This is a genomic window from Natronolimnobius baerhuensis, assembly GCF_002177135.1.
Classification (GTDB): Archaea; Halobacteriota; Halobacteria; order Halobacteriales; family Natrialbaceae; genus Natronolimnobius; species Natronolimnobius baerhuensis.
Map to the genome: position 1 here is coordinate 655,110 of NZ_MWPH01000003.1, position 15,062 is coordinate 670,171.

The 15,062-nt window shown below is 60.9% G+C and carries 13 protein-coding genes and 1 tRNA gene; 8 read left to right on the forward strand and 6 right to left on the reverse strand.

Features of this window, described 5'->3' with window-relative positions; genetic code table 11:
* Positions 1-494: 494 nt before the first annotated feature.
* The 3 genes from B2G88_RS15790 to B2G88_RS15800 form a co-directional block, all read right to left on the reverse strand.
* Positions 495-2,378, reverse strand: coding sequence for a PINc/VapC family ATPase (locus B2G88_RS15790; RefSeq protein ID WP_087715295.1), 1,884 nt, complete (start codon positions 2,376-2,378; stop codon positions 495-497).
* 54 nt (positions 2,379-2,432) lie between these two features.
* On the reverse strand, positions 2,433-3,206 hold the full coding sequence (locus tag B2G88_RS15795; RefSeq protein ID WP_054864021.1) for a helix-turn-helix transcriptional regulator: 774 nt from the start codon (positions 3,204-3,206) through the stop codon (positions 2,433-2,435).
* 400 nt (positions 3,207-3,606) lie between these two features.
* On the reverse strand, positions 3,607-5,655 hold the full coding sequence (locus tag B2G88_RS15800) for an ATP-binding protein (protein ID WP_087715296.1): 2,049 nt from the start codon (positions 5,653-5,655) through the stop codon (positions 3,607-3,609).
* Between the two features lie 232 nt (positions 5,656-5,887).
* Here B2G88_RS15800 and B2G88_RS15805 point away from each other — a divergent pair, with 232 nt between their 5' ends.
* Positions 5,888-6,988 carry a M20 family metallopeptidase gene (locus B2G88_RS15805; protein ID WP_087715297.1) on the forward strand — a complete coding sequence of 367 codons (1,101 nt, stop codon included), beginning with the start codon at positions 5,888-5,890 and terminating at the stop codon, positions 6,986-6,988.
* 16 nt (positions 6,989-7,004) lie between these two features.
* On the opposite strand, the gene B2G88_RS15810 is transcribed toward B2G88_RS15805, so the two are convergent.
* Positions 7,005-7,361, reverse strand: coding sequence for a hypothetical protein (locus tag B2G88_RS15810; RefSeq protein WP_087715298.1), 357 nt, complete (start codon positions 7,359-7,361; stop codon positions 7,005-7,007).
* 152 nt (positions 7,362-7,513) lie between these two features.
* Between B2G88_RS15810 and B2G88_RS15815 the strand changes: the two genes are divergently transcribed.
* The 5 genes from B2G88_RS15815 to B2G88_RS15835 all read left to right on the forward strand — a co-directional run bounded on the left by B2G88_RS15815 (position 7,514) and on the right by B2G88_RS15835 (position 10,904).
* Positions 7,514-7,714 (forward strand): hypothetical protein, encoded by a 201-nt coding sequence (locus B2G88_RS15815; RefSeq protein ID WP_054864149.1) that lies wholly within the window; start codon positions 7,514-7,516, stop codon positions 7,712-7,714.
* A gap of 136 nt (positions 7,715-7,850) precedes the next feature.
* On the forward strand, positions 7,851-9,371 hold the full coding sequence (locus B2G88_RS15820; RefSeq protein ID WP_087715299.1) for a carboxypeptidase M32: 1,521 nt from the start codon (positions 7,851-7,853) through the stop codon (positions 9,369-9,371).
* Positions 9,372-9,439: 68 nt separating this feature from the next.
* Positions 9,440-10,018, forward strand: coding sequence for a hypothetical protein (locus tag B2G88_RS15825; protein WP_087715300.1), 579 nt, complete (start codon positions 9,440-9,442; stop codon positions 10,016-10,018).
* A 96-nt stretch (positions 10,019-10,114) separates the two neighbouring features.
* Positions 10,115-10,762, forward strand: a complete 648-nt coding sequence (locus tag B2G88_RS15830) for an FxsA family protein (protein ID WP_054864151.1) — start codon at positions 10,115-10,117, stop codon at positions 10,760-10,762.
* Between the two features lie 68 nt (positions 10,763-10,830).
* Positions 10,831-10,904, forward strand: a tRNA-Ile gene (locus B2G88_RS15835).
* Positions 10,905-11,238: 334 nt separating this feature from the next.
* Here B2G88_RS15835 and B2G88_RS15840 read toward each other — a convergent pair.
* Positions 11,239-12,309 (reverse strand): anthranilate phosphoribosyltransferase, encoded by a 1,071-nt coding sequence (locus B2G88_RS15840; RefSeq protein WP_087715301.1) that lies wholly within the window; start codon positions 12,307-12,309, stop codon positions 11,239-11,241.
* A 109-nt stretch (positions 12,310-12,418) separates the two neighbouring features.
* On the opposite strand from B2G88_RS15840, the gene B2G88_RS15845 reads away from it, so the two are divergent.
* Entirely contained in the window at positions 12,419-13,339 is a 921-nt protein-coding gene (locus tag B2G88_RS15845) for an isoaspartyl peptidase/L-asparaginase (RefSeq protein WP_087715302.1), read from the forward strand.
* A 523-nt stretch (positions 13,340-13,862) separates the two neighbouring features.
* Entirely contained in the window at positions 13,863-14,771 is a 909-nt protein-coding gene (gene map, locus B2G88_RS15850; protein WP_087715303.1) for a type II methionyl aminopeptidase, read from the forward strand.
* A gap of 88 nt (positions 14,772-14,859) precedes the next feature.
* Here the strand turns inward: map and B2G88_RS15855 are convergent, their stop codons facing one another.
* A complete protein-coding gene (locus tag B2G88_RS15855) occupies positions 14,860-15,060 on the reverse strand; it encodes a DUF7835 family putative zinc beta-ribbon protein (RefSeq protein WP_054864070.1) in 201 nt (66 codons plus the stop codon).
* Between the last annotated feature and the right edge of the window lie 2 nt (positions 15,061-15,062).

A 15,062-nucleotide genomic window follows, 5' to 3' on the forward strand; every position in this document is an offset into this window, starting at 1 on the left:
ACAAGTAGACAAGCGTCTCGTATATAGGCTTAATCCTTAAACACCTAATAGTGAGAAGATACTCGGCTGGACAGACTGTCTCTTAACTACCGGCATAGTTCGTTACTGTCAATAACTCCTCCAACACAGACTTGCTCGTAGCAATACCAGCACTTTGGAGTCAGATACCACTCGAGACACCGTTCTACGATCTTTTCAATGTGGTTCTGGCACCACGAAAATACCGTTCTCCGATAGAGACCCTTACGACGGCACGACCGTTACCGGCTCTTTCCGGTCGATTGACTGCTCTAACTCTTCGGCAATTGCACTCCCCCGCGAAACCTGTATCTCACGCACGTACCTTTTTTCTCGTCGGGTTCACTCACTCTGTTCGCGAACCGCTTCTCGAAAAAATCTACGCTAAAAAAGGCCGCTCACTCACTGACTCACGGGCGGTGCCCGTTCGTCTTGGCGCGGAGCGCCGCGCTTTCGCTCGTTCGCGGGACAATACCTTACGAGGGAACGACCGTTACCGGCTCTTTCCGGTCGATTGACTGCTCTAACTCTTCGGCAATTGCACTCCCTCGAGACACCTGAATTTCGCCCCCGCGACTCACCGTCGCCGTAAAGAGGTAGTCGCCGCCGGCTTGGACCTCGACGGTCTCGCCGTGGTTGCCATCAACCGGGATGACGATGTGTCTTGAGGTGACCTCAGGAGTAACCATCTGGCCGGCGGTCTGTCCGCCACCGCTCCCGCCGCTGCCGTTGGCGCTTGCACTCCCGGCACCCGCTCCGTAGTTGGGATTCTCGTCGTGTGTTCGGACGTCGATATTGATCCCGAGGCGGTTTTCGACGTCCGTGATGCGACCGCCACCTTTGCCGATGACACTCGAGATGTCATTTTCTTCGACGTAGACGATGGCCTTGTCCTGGCTTTTGAGTTCGACATCGACGTAGCCTTGGGCGATTGACCGAATCTCACGTTCGATCTCCTGTTTGGCGATGCGGTCGACGCCGGACTCGTTGCCGGGGCCGCCCTCCTCGTCCGTGAGCGGGACGGTGACGACCTGGCGGTTGAAGGTGTAGATCTCGTACTCCGGCTCGCCGGTATCGAAGTTGGTGATCTGAATAACTGGTCGCGCGAGGTCTTCTTCGGTGAGTCCAGCGGGCACTTTGACCGTCGTCTTGACGTCGTAGACGGTGTGGACTTCACCGGCTTCGATGTAGACGACGGTGTCGACGACCTGCGGGATCATCCCGAGTTCGACACGGCCGACGAGACGCTGGAGAGCGTCGATTGCTCTGGTCGCGTGAACGACGCCGATCATGCCGACGCCCGCGAGTCGCATATCGGCAAAGACCTCGAAGTCGTCCGTTTTGCGGACCTCGTCGTAGATGGTGTAATCCGGCCGAACCATCAGGAGGGCGTCTGCGGTGTTTGCCATCTCCCCGCCCAGTTCGGTGTACTGCGTAATTTCGGGGCCGACCTGCAGGTCCCGTGGCTTCTCCATCGTCTTCACGGAGAAGTCGTGATCCGAAATGTAGCGCGCAACTGCCTGTGCAAACGTCGACTTCCCGGCACCCGGCGCACCCGAGATGAGGACGCCCCGCTGGTGCTCGAGCAGTCGGTCTTTTAACTCGTCGGCGTTATCGTAGTCGTCGATATCCGTCTGCGCGATTGGTCGGACGGCGGTGATCTCGATGCCATCCGAGAAGGGTGGCCGACCGACGGCAATCCGGTAATCACGGAACTGGACGATTTTCATGCCCGGCTGTGAGAGTTCGAGAAAGCCATCGGACGATTCCTTGGCGGCGTCGGTGACCTCTCGGGCGTACTCGTCCATTGTCGACTCCTCGAGTGGCTCGTCGGCAATCGGCTCGTAGCGCATCTCGCCGAGTTCGCCCCGCTTGGCTTTTGGCACCGCGTCCGTGCGGAGGTGGACGCTCATCGTTTGGTCGTCGAAGTAGTTCTCGACGGCGAGTGTTCCGACATCGACCTCTCGAATCTCGGGTGCAATGTGTTCGACATCGAGGCCTTTCGCCTGGGCGACTTCAGCCTGGACGATATCGCTCGTCAGGAACGTTGCCTCGAGGTCCTCTGCGAGGTCACGGATCAGGGCATCAATCTCGCCTTCGGAGGCGTGGCCACGCTCGATGGCGTTTGGCCGCTCCCCGATGTACTCGAGGTCGATGGTGCCCTCATCGGCGAGGTCGGCGAGGCGCTGGAGTTCTTCCAGGCCATCCCAGCCGCTCTCGATGCCGTCGTTGGCCTGCGCTTCGAGTTCTGCGACGACGGCTTCCGGCACCGAAATCATCGCTCCCTCGAACTGCCCGTCATCTATCGTCGCTGAGACGCGGCCGTCGATAACCACGCTCGTATCCGGCACGACGTTCATAATGAGGGGTTCGCTCTTCGCAGGTAAAAGGGTGCGGACACGTCGGCAGTGGCACTACTCAGAGTTTCCGCTGTGTGCGGGTTGAATGCGCGTCGCTTGCGTGCGATAGCGCTCGTATATCTCGTCAGCCCAGTCGCGAAACGCTGGCGCGGTGCTTTCGATACACGCAACGAACGTTCCGGCGTCGTAGGTACCGACGAACGCCCGTTCATCCGTCAGCGTCACCCCGAACTCGAGTGTGTCCTCGAGCATGTAGACGTCGAATATCGGCGAGGGAAGCTCCTCGATTGGGGGTGGGGCGGCCTCGAGAACGGGCCGTGGTGCGATCAGTTCCGTTTCGACGCCGTTGTCGAGCAGATCACGGTGGACTTCGATGAGCAGTTCGCTGAAGATCGGCAGGATACCACGGATGGTGTCGGTCGTCGTCCCGGTGATCGCGTTCCGATAGTGATAGATCGGCTCGTGTGGATCGTTCGGTTCGGCGACTGAGACCGTCGCATCCGACAGTAAGAGCGGATCGAACGAGTCATCAATCGAGGCGAGACAGTCGATCACCGCACTGTGTTCCTCGAGGACGGCCAACTCCTCGAGATACGTCGTCGTGGCATCACAGACGCGTTCGCCGACCGGTGTGAGTTCGTACTGGCCGTCGACTTTCCGAATCCAACCGTGTTCCGTGCAGTGATTGAGGTGGCGCTGAACCGTGACACGGGAAATTGAGAGTGTGTCCGTCAGCGTCTTCGTATCCGCGGGATTCGAGCGAAGTTCTCGAAGTAACGCCAGGCGATGTGACGAGGCAAATAGCTGTGTGCCCCACTCGTACCCCATTACGTGACCTCTGGTTGACACAGCGCCTTATTCCTTCCGGTAAAATCACCCGACAGCACCGATCAGTCGCGACTGATTTCCCAATGAGACCTTGCTGTGGCGATAGTCTGACTGACGGAGAATGGAATCAATCAACAGACTGCTATCGTCTGAAAACCAATCAGTGACTGAACCTGTTGGCCTCAGTCACTGTTCGTTGGCCGGTGTGCGTTCATGTGGTGAACAGGCACACAGACGATAAGGTAAGGTTTGGTTCGAGCCAATACCCAGTGCGCCACGACGTCACAGTCGACAGTGTCCGTCTCTGTGCGTGTCTGGCACTCTCTCGTGATTGTCGTGTGCCTCTGACACATCGGCGCTCGAGTCTGCCCGACTCGAACGCCACACACTGGTTTCGTCCTTACTCCCCTGAGTCATGAGTCTCGCTTTCTTCCTCGAGTCGATGGATCGAGACGTCTTCGAACGTCGCCGTACACGGCGTGCCAGGGACGACACTACAGACGACGAGGCCGACGTCGACCGGCGACGTGTACTCGAGTGGCCGCTGATCGACCGGCGTCCACTCGCTCCCGTCCTGTGAGACGAAACAGGTCACGTCGCCCTCGAGTACGTCTACGCGAAACCAGGCCGAACAGGAGTCCTCGCGTAACTGCTGGCTGATTCCGTGCTCACCGCGGTGCATCCGCCAGAGCAGTTCCGTTCCGAACTCGGGTGTGGCCCCGATGTAACCGTAGGTCGCGTCGGTATCCCGGTTATTTCGAACCATAATACCAGCCTTGCTGAACGGATCGACGTTCTCGAGTCCAGTGACACGGCCCCGGATACTGACGGGTGGATCAATGGCAGTCGAGACGAAGTAGAAATCATTCCAGTGACGCCAGATGTTTGACCCATCTGCTGTGACCGTCCAGCGCCCGGCCTTCGGGTCATACTCGGCGCTCGCATCTGCCTCGAGCGTGCCGACCGCACCCGTGTCGCTGAGTGCGACCGACGAAGTCGCGGTCGTAATATCGGCGCGGTCGGCTGCTGTCGGTGCTGTGGCAACCGGACAGTTCGTAAACTCGAATCGGGCACCGCCCTCGTCGCTCTCGGTGATCGTGAGGTCCCAGTTTTGCTGTTGGCAGACGTCGGCGACAATGCTAAGTCCCGTTCCGCTGCCAGTTGGGGCCGTCGTATAGCCGCTCTCGAGCACTGCCATTCGTTTGTCTTCCGGGATTCCACCGCCCGTATCTTCGACGTAGAAACCGTCAGTGAGCGTCCCTACACGAACCGTGATATCCGACCCACCGTGTGTGATGGCGTTTTTGAACAGATTCTCGAAGACCGGTCGCAGCGTCCCCTCGGGCGTGTACGTCCGGACGTGGTCGGGAAGTTCGACCTCGAGCGTCGCCTCACCTGTGTATAGAATCTCCCAGACGGACCTCGCAAGGTCGGCGAGCGAGTTTGGCCCCTGTTTCGGGCGCTTCGTCTCGTCTTTGGCGATTGACTCGAGGTCCGTAATTATTTCTTCAATCCGCTCGAGTGCTTCGGTCGTCGTGTCGAACGCCTGCTCGTCGCCGGTTTCCCGTGCGAGTTGCAGGTTTCCAATCGCGACCTGCAGTGGGTTTTTGAGTTCGTGACGAACGTTCGAGGAGAACTTCTCGAATTGCTCTTGGAGAATCTCGAGTTCGACCTCCTGGCGTTTCAACTCGGTTATATCGGTGGTGATACCAACCAGTCCTTTTGTCGTCTCGTCGTCGGTCCACGGAATCTTCGTCGTTCGGACGACGTGTGCCGTGCGCCCGTCGCCGTACCACTCTTCGCGCCCGCGAATCGCTTCGCCCGACTCGATGACCTGCAGATCGTCTTCGTACGTCTGCCGTGCCATTTCGGGGTTGTTCTCCGTGTAGATATCGAGATCTGTTCGGCCGAGTTTCTCCTGATTGCTCGAGTCAGATCCAGCCGCTGCCCGGAGATACCGCGCCTGCTCGTCCTTGACGTAGATATTCGTCTGGCCGTTCTCGAGTAACGTTTCGAACGCCGAACTCTCTTCACGGGCGACTCGCTGTCGGTCGTAGGCCTCGAGTGCCTCATCGACGGCCCGTCGAACGGTCTCGAGTGAGTCGTCAGTCGTATAGTACCCCGTTACACCCGCGTTGAGGGCGTCTCGAACCGTGTCCGACTCGTTGCTATCGCTGTCCGTCTCGGTGTAGACCACGACCGGAAAGCGGTCATCGTGTGCCTGGGCCTCGCGACAGAGATCGCCAGCAGTCGTCTCCGGCAGGGGTGTGTCGGTAAGGAGACAGCCGATATCCTCACGCTCGCGGATCAACTCGAGTGCAGCGTCGGCTGACTCGACGAGTTGGTAGTCGGTGGCTGTCCCGTTGAGCAGTGACTCACGAAGGGCGTCAGAACGGGTTGTATCACCGATTCCGACGACAACAGTGGGGTCAGTACAGAGGACGCTCATTTCTCGTTCACCCAGCGATGTACGCTTGATCGACTCGCGCGCTCAGCAGACTGCTGTCCGTTCATCGTCGCGTGATGGCTCCAAGAGAGATGATTCCCCCACTGGCCAGGGTAGAGTGTGATTGGGTTACGAATACCACCATTCGAGTATGCTCTCGGTTTGCAACTAATTATCACTAGCGGCTTCCGGTCGCCACCGGTGCACTCACAGCCCTGGCGATGGAGCATCACGTATGGCATCCACGGTTGCTGCACTGACTCAGGAACTGGTCGCGGTCCCGAGCCACGAGGACGAAACCGCCGTTGGCAACCACATCGAAGACTGGCTGCGCCGTGAAACCGATAGTGCGATCACTCGAGACGATGCGGGAAACGTGATCGCTCGCGCGGGCGCTGGCGAGAACTCACTCGCACTGGTCGGTCATCACGACGTCGTCGAACCGGCTCCATCACAGGTCGCTGGTCCCGACGAATACGTCGTCGACGAACGCGATGGCCGTCTCCACGGCCGGGGAACGGCCGACATGAAAGGGGCCGTCGCGGCTGCCATGCTTGCGTTTCGAGACGCTGTCGAGACGCTTCCGGAGTCGGCCGGCGATGGTGAACTCGTCTTCGCGAGTTTCGTCGGCGAGGAAGTCGGCGGCGTCGGCGCACGCCACGCCATCGACGACGGCTTCGCGCCGGAGTACGCCATCGTCGGTGAAGGCTCGACCGGCTACTCGAGTCCCGGCGTGACCGATGTCGCCATCGCCCACAAGGGACGGCGCGGGAGTACGATCACCGCCCACGGCAGCGCAGCTCATGCGAGCGAAGCCGATGCCGGCGAGAACGCTATCTATCGCGCGACGGACGCTGTTGACCACCTCCGAGAACTCGAGGCACCCGCTGTCGAGGTCGCGGGCGAGACGCTGTCGGGGAGCGTCGTCGTCACCGAAATCGAGGGCGGCACGGCCTGGAACGTCGTCCCGGACCGCTGTGAGATCACCGTCGACGAGCGGACAGTTCCCGGCGAACGCGCCTCGCTCGAGGCGGTCGACGAACTCGAGGGCTTCGAGTGGACCGTCGACCAGGACCTGCCGCCGATGGAGTGCGGTGACGACGGGTTTGCCGACCTCGTGCTCGAGGCGGCCGACACTGCCCAGACCGGCTCGCCCGAACTCGTGACGAAACCCCACGCGACCGACGCTGGCTGGCTCTCACAGGCTGGAACCGAGTGCGTTGTCTGTGGCCCCGCTGAACCCGGCGAGGCCCACACCGAATCCGAAAGCGTGAGCATCGCGGTGCTCGAGCGCTGTCAGGAGACCTATCGGCGGGCGCTCGAGTCGTGGCTGTGACGATTCTGTGTTCCGATCACAGTCCTGGTACGCCGACTGCGTTGAAGCCCGTGATCCCGACTGCGGCGAGCACGTAGAGTGCAATGAGGACGGTCACCCAGGCGACGAGACCGATCATAGCCGCTGCGGTCCAGTCGCCGGGATACTGGAAATTGATTACCGTGATGTAGGCCAGCAACGCCAGTGCCGGGCCCAAAAGTGGAATCCAGCCGACAAAGAAGCCGACGACTGCCCAGACGACCGCCCCGATTAACGCGGTGACGAGTGCGTGGTCGTAATTGCCCGCGCCGACGATGATTCGCGCCCCGAGATAGATCCCGAGTGCACCGATGAGCAAGCTCGCCAGGAACACGACTGCGGATGCAACAACCATGCATATCGACTCACCAGCCAGGTCGAACAACCTGCGGCTTGCACCTTCCTCGGATTTTACTGATCCGGATGGGAGTCCGTTGAGGACCTGTAGAAAACACGTCTCGAGTACTTTCGGTCGATTTATATTGATTGTTCCATCGAGTGGCATGTATGGACGATTCAACCGCGATTACGGCCGGCTTTGGAGTATTGCTCGTCGGCGTCCTCGTCATCCTCGCTGGCGTATTCACCGGCGGTCAGGAACTGATCATCGGCGCTGGCGGCATCCTCATGATTCTCAGCGTGAGCGGCTTCGTCATCCCGCTCTTTGGCGGCGACTCCCACCACGAGAGCGCGGCCGGCGCAGACTAACGCTCGAGTAAATCTATTTTCACCCGCTTCGAAGCCGTCGCAACCAGGAGACAGTGCCGTCGCTCGAGTCGACGCCTCGATCACAGTATACCCGGAACCACGAGGTTGATACAGCGTCCACACATATCGCTCTGATATGGCATCCGAGCAGGCCCACAGCGACGAGCGGGCCGATACCTACGACGAGTTCGAATCGCGCGTCGAACGTATTTCTAACATCGGCAACGCGGCCGGTATCCTGCGTTGGGACCAGGAAGTCGTCATGCCCGAAGCAGGGACGCCCGCCCGCGCACAGCAACTGTCGACGCTGTCCTCGCTCAGCCACGAACTGCTGACCGCCGACGAAACTAGCGACCTACTCGAGGCACTCGAGTCCGACGATCTCTCCGACGAGCAGGCTGCGGTCGTCCGTGAGATCCGTCGCCAGTACGACCGCGAGACGAGCGTTCCCGGCGAACTCGTCGAGAACATCTCGGAGACGACGACGAACGCCCATCCGAAGTGGATGGAAGCCAAGGAGAACAACGACTTCGAGACCTTCGCGCCCGTGCTCGAGGAACTGGTCGAACTCAAACGCGAGTACGCGAATCACATCGATCCCGACGCCGATCCCTACGCGGTGCTATTTGCAGACTACGAACCCTACATCGACCTCGAGACCGCGGAGAAAGTGCTCGAGCGCCTGCGTGACGAACTCGTCCCGCTCATTGACGAGATTCAAGCGAGCGACACCGACTTGACCACGGACGCGTTCGCAGGGACGTTCGACGACGACGATCAGGAAGCGCTCGCCCGCGACGTGCTCGATTCGCTGGGCTACGACTGGGATCGGGGCCGCCTCGACACCGCACCGCATCCGTTCTCTTCGGGGACACAGTTCGATGCCCGCGTGACGACCCGTTTCGAGGAGGACGATCTGCTCGGCTCGATCACGTCGACGATCCACGAGTTCGGCCACGCCAACTACACCATCGGTCTTCCGGACGAGGGCTACGGCACGCCACTGGGCGAGGCGCGCGACCTTTCAGTCCACGAATCCCAGTCGCGTCTCTGGGAGAACCACGTCGGCCGTTCGCGGCCGTTCTGGGAACACTTCCTCCCCATTGCCCGCGAGCGATTCGCCGAACTCGAGGACGTCTCTCCCGAAGCAGCCTATGAGTCTGCAAATCAGGTGTACGACGACAACCTGATCCGCGTCGAGGCGGACGAACTCACCTATCACCTCCACATCGTCATCCGCTTCGAGATCGAGCGCGACCTCATCTCGGGCGACCTCGCCGTCGAAGACGTGCCCGAGGTCTGGAACGACAAGTACGAGGAGTATCTGGGCGTCCGGCCCGAGACCGACGCCGAGGGCTGTCTGCAGGACATTCATTGGTCCCACGGCTCCTTTGGCTATTTCCCAACCTACTCGCTTGGGTCGGTGCTCGCCGCGCAACTCTACGCCGCTGCCGAGGAGGACCTTGGGGAGTTCGACGACCAGATTCGCGAAGGCGAGTTCGACGAACTCAACGGTTGGCTCCGCGAGAACATCCACCAGCACGGCAAACAGTTCACCACGCCCGACCTGATCGAACGCGCAACCGGCGAGGGCTTTACAGCAGATTACTTCCTCGAGTACGTCGAGTCGAAGTACGGCGAACTGTACGACCTGTAGCTGGAACGCATTCCAAGGCTTGGACTTGCCGGGGTGACACTCACGGCTGCTGGGATGCTCCTGTGGGTATGCGTGTTTCAGTTCCGGGGGTCCCTGGCGTCTACTACGATACCGACACGGGGACGACAGCGATGGCAACCGCCTTTTCACTGGCAGGCCGTACCGCACCGAAACCGAAAGGCTACGCACTGCAGGCGCTGCCCTATCTCTGGTCGTTCGAGGTCGACCTCCACGAGGTGCCCAACACGCACCCGATTCAGTACCTCCATCCCGAGGGTGCCCAATCACTCGGCGCACTCTCGCCCGACCAGAGCGTCCGCCAGGCCGGCATCGAACTCGAGGCCGTCCTGCGATTCGCCTGGGAAGTCAACCGCGAGGTCGAAACCGCGACGAACAGCCTGATCGGGCGCGCGCCCGAAGACGACGGGGTCGTCATCGAAATCGAGGACGGCAGCGTCAACGTCGGCGGCGACGAACTCGAGACGGACGAGTTCGATCTCGAGGACGAGTCGACGGACCAGGCGCTTGACGACGTGAACACTGGCGCCGACGCCGACACCGATGCCGAGACCGACGGCTCAGTGACGGAGACAGACAGCGAGTTCGACGGCGTGGACGACGGTGTGGACGACGATGACACGGAATAGCGGCCAGTAGCCACTCGAGATAGCGTTCACGCCGCGGAATTCGAGCGGCTGTAACGAGAGTAAAGCGTTTTCACCCTTCGTTGGCTATATGCGTGCATGCTCCGGTGGATCCTCGCGTTGTTGTTCATCCCGTTTCTCGACGCCGTCTTGCTGGCTATCGTAGTCAGTCAGACGTCGTATCTCGGCTGGGTCGGGATGGTCTTGCTCGTCGTCCTGACAGGTCTCGTCGGGATGTTATTCGTGCGTATGGAGGGCCGTCGAACCCTCGGGAAGATGCAACAGTCGCTCGCACAGGGCCAGCCGCCGACGAACGAACTGCTCGACGGCGGGCTACTCATCGCCGCCGGTGCGTTCCTGTTGACGCCCGGGCTGGTCACCGACGCGATTGGATTCATGCTCGTGCTTCCGATAACGCGAATTCCCATCCGTGCCGGCCTCAAGCGCTTCGTGATCGTCCCCTACGCGGACAAGAAAACGGACGGCCTCGCAAGCGGCGTCGTCTGGACCTACGGCTTCCCGGATGAGGATGCGCCAGGTAGCGCAACCGGCACTGCCGGCTCGAGTTCCGCTGGAACCGCTGGAAGCTCCGGCACTGCCGGAACCTACGACCTCGGCAGTGATTCCTATACTGTTGAAGGTGAGAACGACTCGAGCGAGCGCTATCGCGTCGATCTTGGCGATGGGAGTACGCACGATGCGGATGAGGATTCGGAATCGGACGATGGCGATGGGGTTTCTCGGTAGCGGTTCCCACAGCACGTGCGGAAAGAAACGCTTAAACATACCACCACGCAACTACTGAATGCAGACGCGGGCCAATAGCTCAATCAGGTTGAGCGCCACTCTGATAAGGTGGAGGCTCTCGGTTCAAATCCGAGTTGGCCCACTTCTTGGGGCGAACAAACTCGTGAGCCGCAAGCACGTGCTGCCGCGAGGATTTGAATCAGGGAGTGGGAGGTGAGCGAGGCCCCGCCGAGCGAACGGGAACGACCGTGGTTCAAATCCGAGTTGGCCCTTTTTGTAGTGACTAAGAGTACAAGTTCGAAATTGAGACTCGAGAAGGCACCCACCTCGAGTGATTGTTGTACGGACTGACACGCAAGTATCTGTGAGCGACTGGAACAGAGTCATGACACGCCTACGGCACGCTCGAGTGACTCGAGTCTCACCACCGCCATACCATCTCAACGGACAGTATATTCCAAAACCACCGCCCAGAACTAGAACGCGCGCAGGTCCTCGAGAACCGCTGCAGCACTGCCGTCGTCAATCACGCTGCGGGCCTGCTCGAGGCCGGTCTCGAGGTCGGGCACGTCGTCGCGTGCATAGATTCGGAACGCGGCGTTGAGGGCGATTGCGTCGGCAAAGTGGCCCTCGCGGTCGCCGGCAAGGACCGCCTCGGTGATCGTCGCGGAGTCAGCGCGGACGTCGTCGACCTCGAGATCGTCGCTGTCCATTTCCATGCCGTAGTCGGCGGTTTCGATCTCGAAATCCTCGAGCCCGTCCGTCTGCTCATCCCATTCGGCGACTTTCGTGTAGCCGGGGCGAATGTCGTCGTAGCCTTCCATCCCTTGGAAGAAGATCGCGCGGGAGTACTCGAGTTCGGTGCTTTCCTGGATCAGGCTGGTTAGCTTCTTTGCGAACGCGAGGTGGTAGAACGAGCCGAGGTGGACGTCAGCGTTGGCGGGGTTCGCGACGGTTTCGATGGTGTTGATGAACGTTCGGACGCCCATTTCGTCGCGTCGGTCGAAGAGCGCGTCGATGGCGGGGTTGAACGCCGGCTGGTAGTAGAAGCCGAAGCCGGTCTCGTCGACCATTGTGGCGCTTTCGTCGGGCTCGAGATCGGTTCGGACGCCCAGTTCGTCGAGAACGTGTTTGTAGGCGGTTTCTTTCTGTGTCGGGACGCCGTCGCCGGAGTGAACGACGACGGGGGTGCCCGCAGCGGCGGCGACGACGCCGGCCCCGACGCCGAGGAGGGCGGAGGTGTGCTTGCCGTCGTAGTTCGCGCCGCAGTCGACGGGATCGCAGTCCGGTTCGGCGGTGATGACCGACTCCTCGCGCATGACGTCGGTGTAGCCCGCGAGCTCTTCGGGGGTGTTTCGTTTCCAGCGGTTTGCCAGCCAGAACGCGCCGAGAGTCGTTTCCTCGGGTTCCCCGGCGAAAATGCGCTGGAGCGCTTCGCGTGCTTGCTCGTGGGTCATGTCGTCGGCGGATTTTGGCCCAGAGCCGACGACCTCGGTCATGAGCCGTTTGAGCGGCCAGTCACCGAATTCCTGTGATGTCCGTGCCATGTCGGGACTGTGTCTGGCGGGCGCAAAAGGCTCCCGTTTGCGGCGATGTTTCGAGCATCGGAAGGACCGTTCCGAATCCGTTATCCAGTCGCCACTCGCACCACACCGTATGCAGGTACTCGTCCACGGCGGTGCCGGCAGCGCCCCCGATGACCCCGACCCGAGACAGGCAGTCCTCGAGCGTGCAGCCGAGACGGGTTCGAACGAGACGGACCCGGTCGATGCAGTCGAGCAGGCAGTCCGCGTCCTCGAGTCCTCGCCGCGGTTCAACGCGGGCGTCGGCAGCGCCGTCCAGAGCGACGGCGAAATCAGGACTGATGCGGGGCTGATGACCGACGACCGGGCGGTCGGCGCAGCGTGTTCGATGCCCGGCGTCGAGCACGCGGTCAGCGTCGCTCGCGTCGTGATGGAGGAGACGCCACACGGCTTCGTTTCGGGCGAACAGGCCGTCTCGCTGGCCGATGTGTTCGATATCGAGACCGGCGTCGACCTCTGGTCGGAACGGACGCGTGAGAAGTGGGCCGACCTCGAGGCTCCAACTGGTGGCACAAAGGCCGAACTCGAGTGGATCAAACAGCGGTACGGAGCGTCGGATCCGGGTGGCAGAGATCGAAGTGGCGAGCAGTCTGGCGACGCGCCAGATCGGGATCCACAGGATCACGACACCGTCGGCGCGGTCGCGTTCGACGGCGAGCGGCTCGCTGCGGCGACCTCGACGGGCGGGCGCTGGCTCGCGCTTGCCGGTCGCGTCGGCGACGTGCCACAGGTCGGGGCTGGCTTTTACTGCTCGCCCGCCGCTGCAGTGAGCGCGACCGGTGCTGGCGAAGACATCGCCCGTGTCACCCTCTCGAGACGCGTCGCGCGTCACGTTGAGTGCGGTCTCGGGGCGGATACGGCTGCGTCGCTCGCGATTGAAGAGTTCGCAGAACTCACTGGCTCGACGGCCGGCGTGATCGTACTTGATGCTCATGGGACGCTCGGCTCAGCGTACAATAGTGACGCAATGCAGACGGCGTCACGAACGAGGTAACCGCCTCGAGACCGTGTGTCGGGATCCACCAGCATCATCTGAGTGGTCTCGAGACGGGTGGATTCACGACCGTTGTCGCTCGACCAGTGCTGGCGCGCGAGCGCCACCTGAGGCGATGCAATGGTGCGGTATAATGGCTCGTGACTGTTTCGAGACCCGGCGTGTGTTCACGCGTTGCTACCGAGTCTCAATCTTGGTGTTGGACCGTTGTTCGACTGTCTTCGGGTGAGTGAGCGATGCGGACGAATCGTCCGCACATGGTCGTGAGTTGGCCCTGCAGACGCAGCCTCGAGAATAAATACTCGATTAGTGCAGTCACCATAGCTTGCTGGGCTGTTTCAGGTCCAGTCGCTGACTCGAGGAGGGGAGTCGTTCAGTCTCGATGAGGTTCGGACTCGCACGTTGGCCGAGACTGCTGGGACGTGAGAGCGTTTCGACCGAACGGAGATCGAAACATGTCACTGACTGGTGTCAAAGAGTCTGAGGCGGAACCTCTTTTTGTCGACCGACCCAAGCCGATGGCATGGCTGAATCCGACGAGGACGTCGATCTCGAGTCCGAGCAGTACGAAAAGCACCGCGAAGCAGGCGAGATTCTCGCCCAGGTTCGTGAGGAAACCGCAGATCGGGTCGAGGTCGGTGCGAGCCACCTCGAGATCGCAGAGTACGCCGAAGACCGGATTCGAGAACTCGGTGGAAAACCCGCGTTCCCGGTCAATATCTCGATTGATGAGGAGGCTGCCCACGCAACGCCATCAATCGACGACGACTCGACGTTTGGCGAGGAAATGGTCAACTTGGATATCGGCGTTCACGTCGACGGGTGGCTCGCCGATACGGCGATCACCGTCGACCTCTCGGGGAATCCGGAACTCGCAGAAGCCTCTGAGCAGGCCCTCGAGGCAGCACTTGACGTGATCGAACCCGGTGTCAACACCGGCGATATCGGTGCTGAAATCGAGGACGTGATCAACGGCTACGGCTACAACCCCGTCGTGAATCTCACCGGCCACGGGTTGGGTCACTGGGAACAGCACACGGGTCCAAACATTCCGAACCGGGCCGTCTCCCAGGGAGCGACGCTCGAGGTCGGCGACGTCGTCGCAATCGAGCCGTTCGCGACGGATGGCGGTGGCAAAGTCACGGAAGGTGCGAGCGAGGAGATCTTCGCACTCGAACACGAGGGCTCTGTCCGAAATCGACAGGCACGCGATGCCTTGGACCAGATCTCAGCGGAGTTCCGAACGCTTCCGTTTGCAACGCGCTGGCTCGAGACGGACCGCCCGGAGATGGCGCTGCGCCGACTCAAGCGGAACAGCATCGTCCACGGCTACCCGGTGCTCAAAGAAGACGATGGACACCTCGTCAGCCAGAAAGAGCATACGATCATTATCACTCCAGATGGCTGTGAGGTAACGACGAAGTCACGATAATCCGAACCCGCGTTCGGTAGTGACCTCGTTGAGAGGGGGTGGGGACGGGAGACCGAATCGTGCGACTATTCCTGCGGTATGACGCCTGTTAAGCGTTGTTCATGCGCTGACTCGAGCGATCACCACACCGCTGACACTCGCGGACGCGGTAGGGTTCGCGGGAGAACTGCGCGTTCTCTTCTTTGACGCTTTCGGTTCGGATCTGGACAGACACTTCGTGGAGCGTTTCCAGGTCGCAGCAATCACAGTATTCGGTCATCCCGTTAAAGGAGTCGTCTGTCGTTGCCATTA

What these genes read in the sequence shown, in the direction of transcription:
- map (WP_087715303.1), top strand. Translation starts at nt 13,863, where the DNA reads ATGGCTGAATCCGACGAGGACGTCGATCTCGAGTCCGAGCAGTACGAA.
- B2G88_RS15825 (WP_087715300.1), top strand. Translation starts at nt 9,440, where the DNA reads ATGCGTGTTTCAGTTCCGGGGGTCCCTGGCGTCTACTACGATACCGAC.
- B2G88_RS15815 (WP_054864149.1), top strand. Translation starts at nt 7,514, where the DNA reads ATGGACGATTCAACCGCGATTACGGCCGGCTTTGGAGTATTGCTCGTC.
- B2G88_RS15800 (WP_087715296.1), bottom strand. Translation starts at nt 5,655, where the DNA reads ATGAGCGTCCTCTGTACTGACCCCACTGTTGTCGTCGGAATCGGTGAT.
- B2G88_RS15855 (WP_054864070.1), bottom strand. Translation starts at nt 15,060, where the DNA reads ATGGCAACGACAGACGACTCCTTTAACGGGATGACCGAATACTGTGAT.
- B2G88_RS15795 (WP_054864021.1), bottom strand. Translation starts at nt 3,206, where the DNA reads ATGGGGTACGAGTGGGGCACACAGCTATTTGCCTCGTCACATCGCCTG.
- B2G88_RS15845 (WP_087715302.1), top strand. Translation starts at nt 12,419, where the DNA reads ATGCAGGTACTCGTCCACGGCGGTGCCGGCAGCGCCCCCGATGACCCC.
- B2G88_RS15820 (WP_087715299.1), top strand. Translation starts at nt 7,851, where the DNA reads ATGGCATCCGAGCAGGCCCACAGCGACGAGCGGGCCGATACCTACGAC.
- B2G88_RS15810 (WP_087715298.1), bottom strand. Translation starts at nt 7,361, where the DNA reads ATGGTTGTTGCATCCGCAGTCGTGTTCCTGGCGAGCTTGCTCATCGGT.
- B2G88_RS15790 (WP_087715295.1), bottom strand. Translation starts at nt 2,378, where the DNA reads ATGAACGTCGTGCCGGATACGAGCGTGGTTATCGACGGCCGCGTCTCA.
- B2G88_RS15805 (WP_087715297.1), top strand. Translation starts at nt 5,888, where the DNA reads ATGGCATCCACGGTTGCTGCACTGACTCAGGAACTGGTCGCGGTCCCG.
- B2G88_RS15840 (WP_087715301.1), bottom strand. Translation starts at nt 12,309, where the DNA reads ATGGCACGGACATCACAGGAATTCGGTGACTGGCCGCTCAAACGGCTC.
- B2G88_RS15830 (WP_054864151.1), top strand. Translation starts at nt 10,115, where the DNA reads ATGCTCCGGTGGATCCTCGCGTTGTTGTTCATCCCGTTTCTCGACGCC.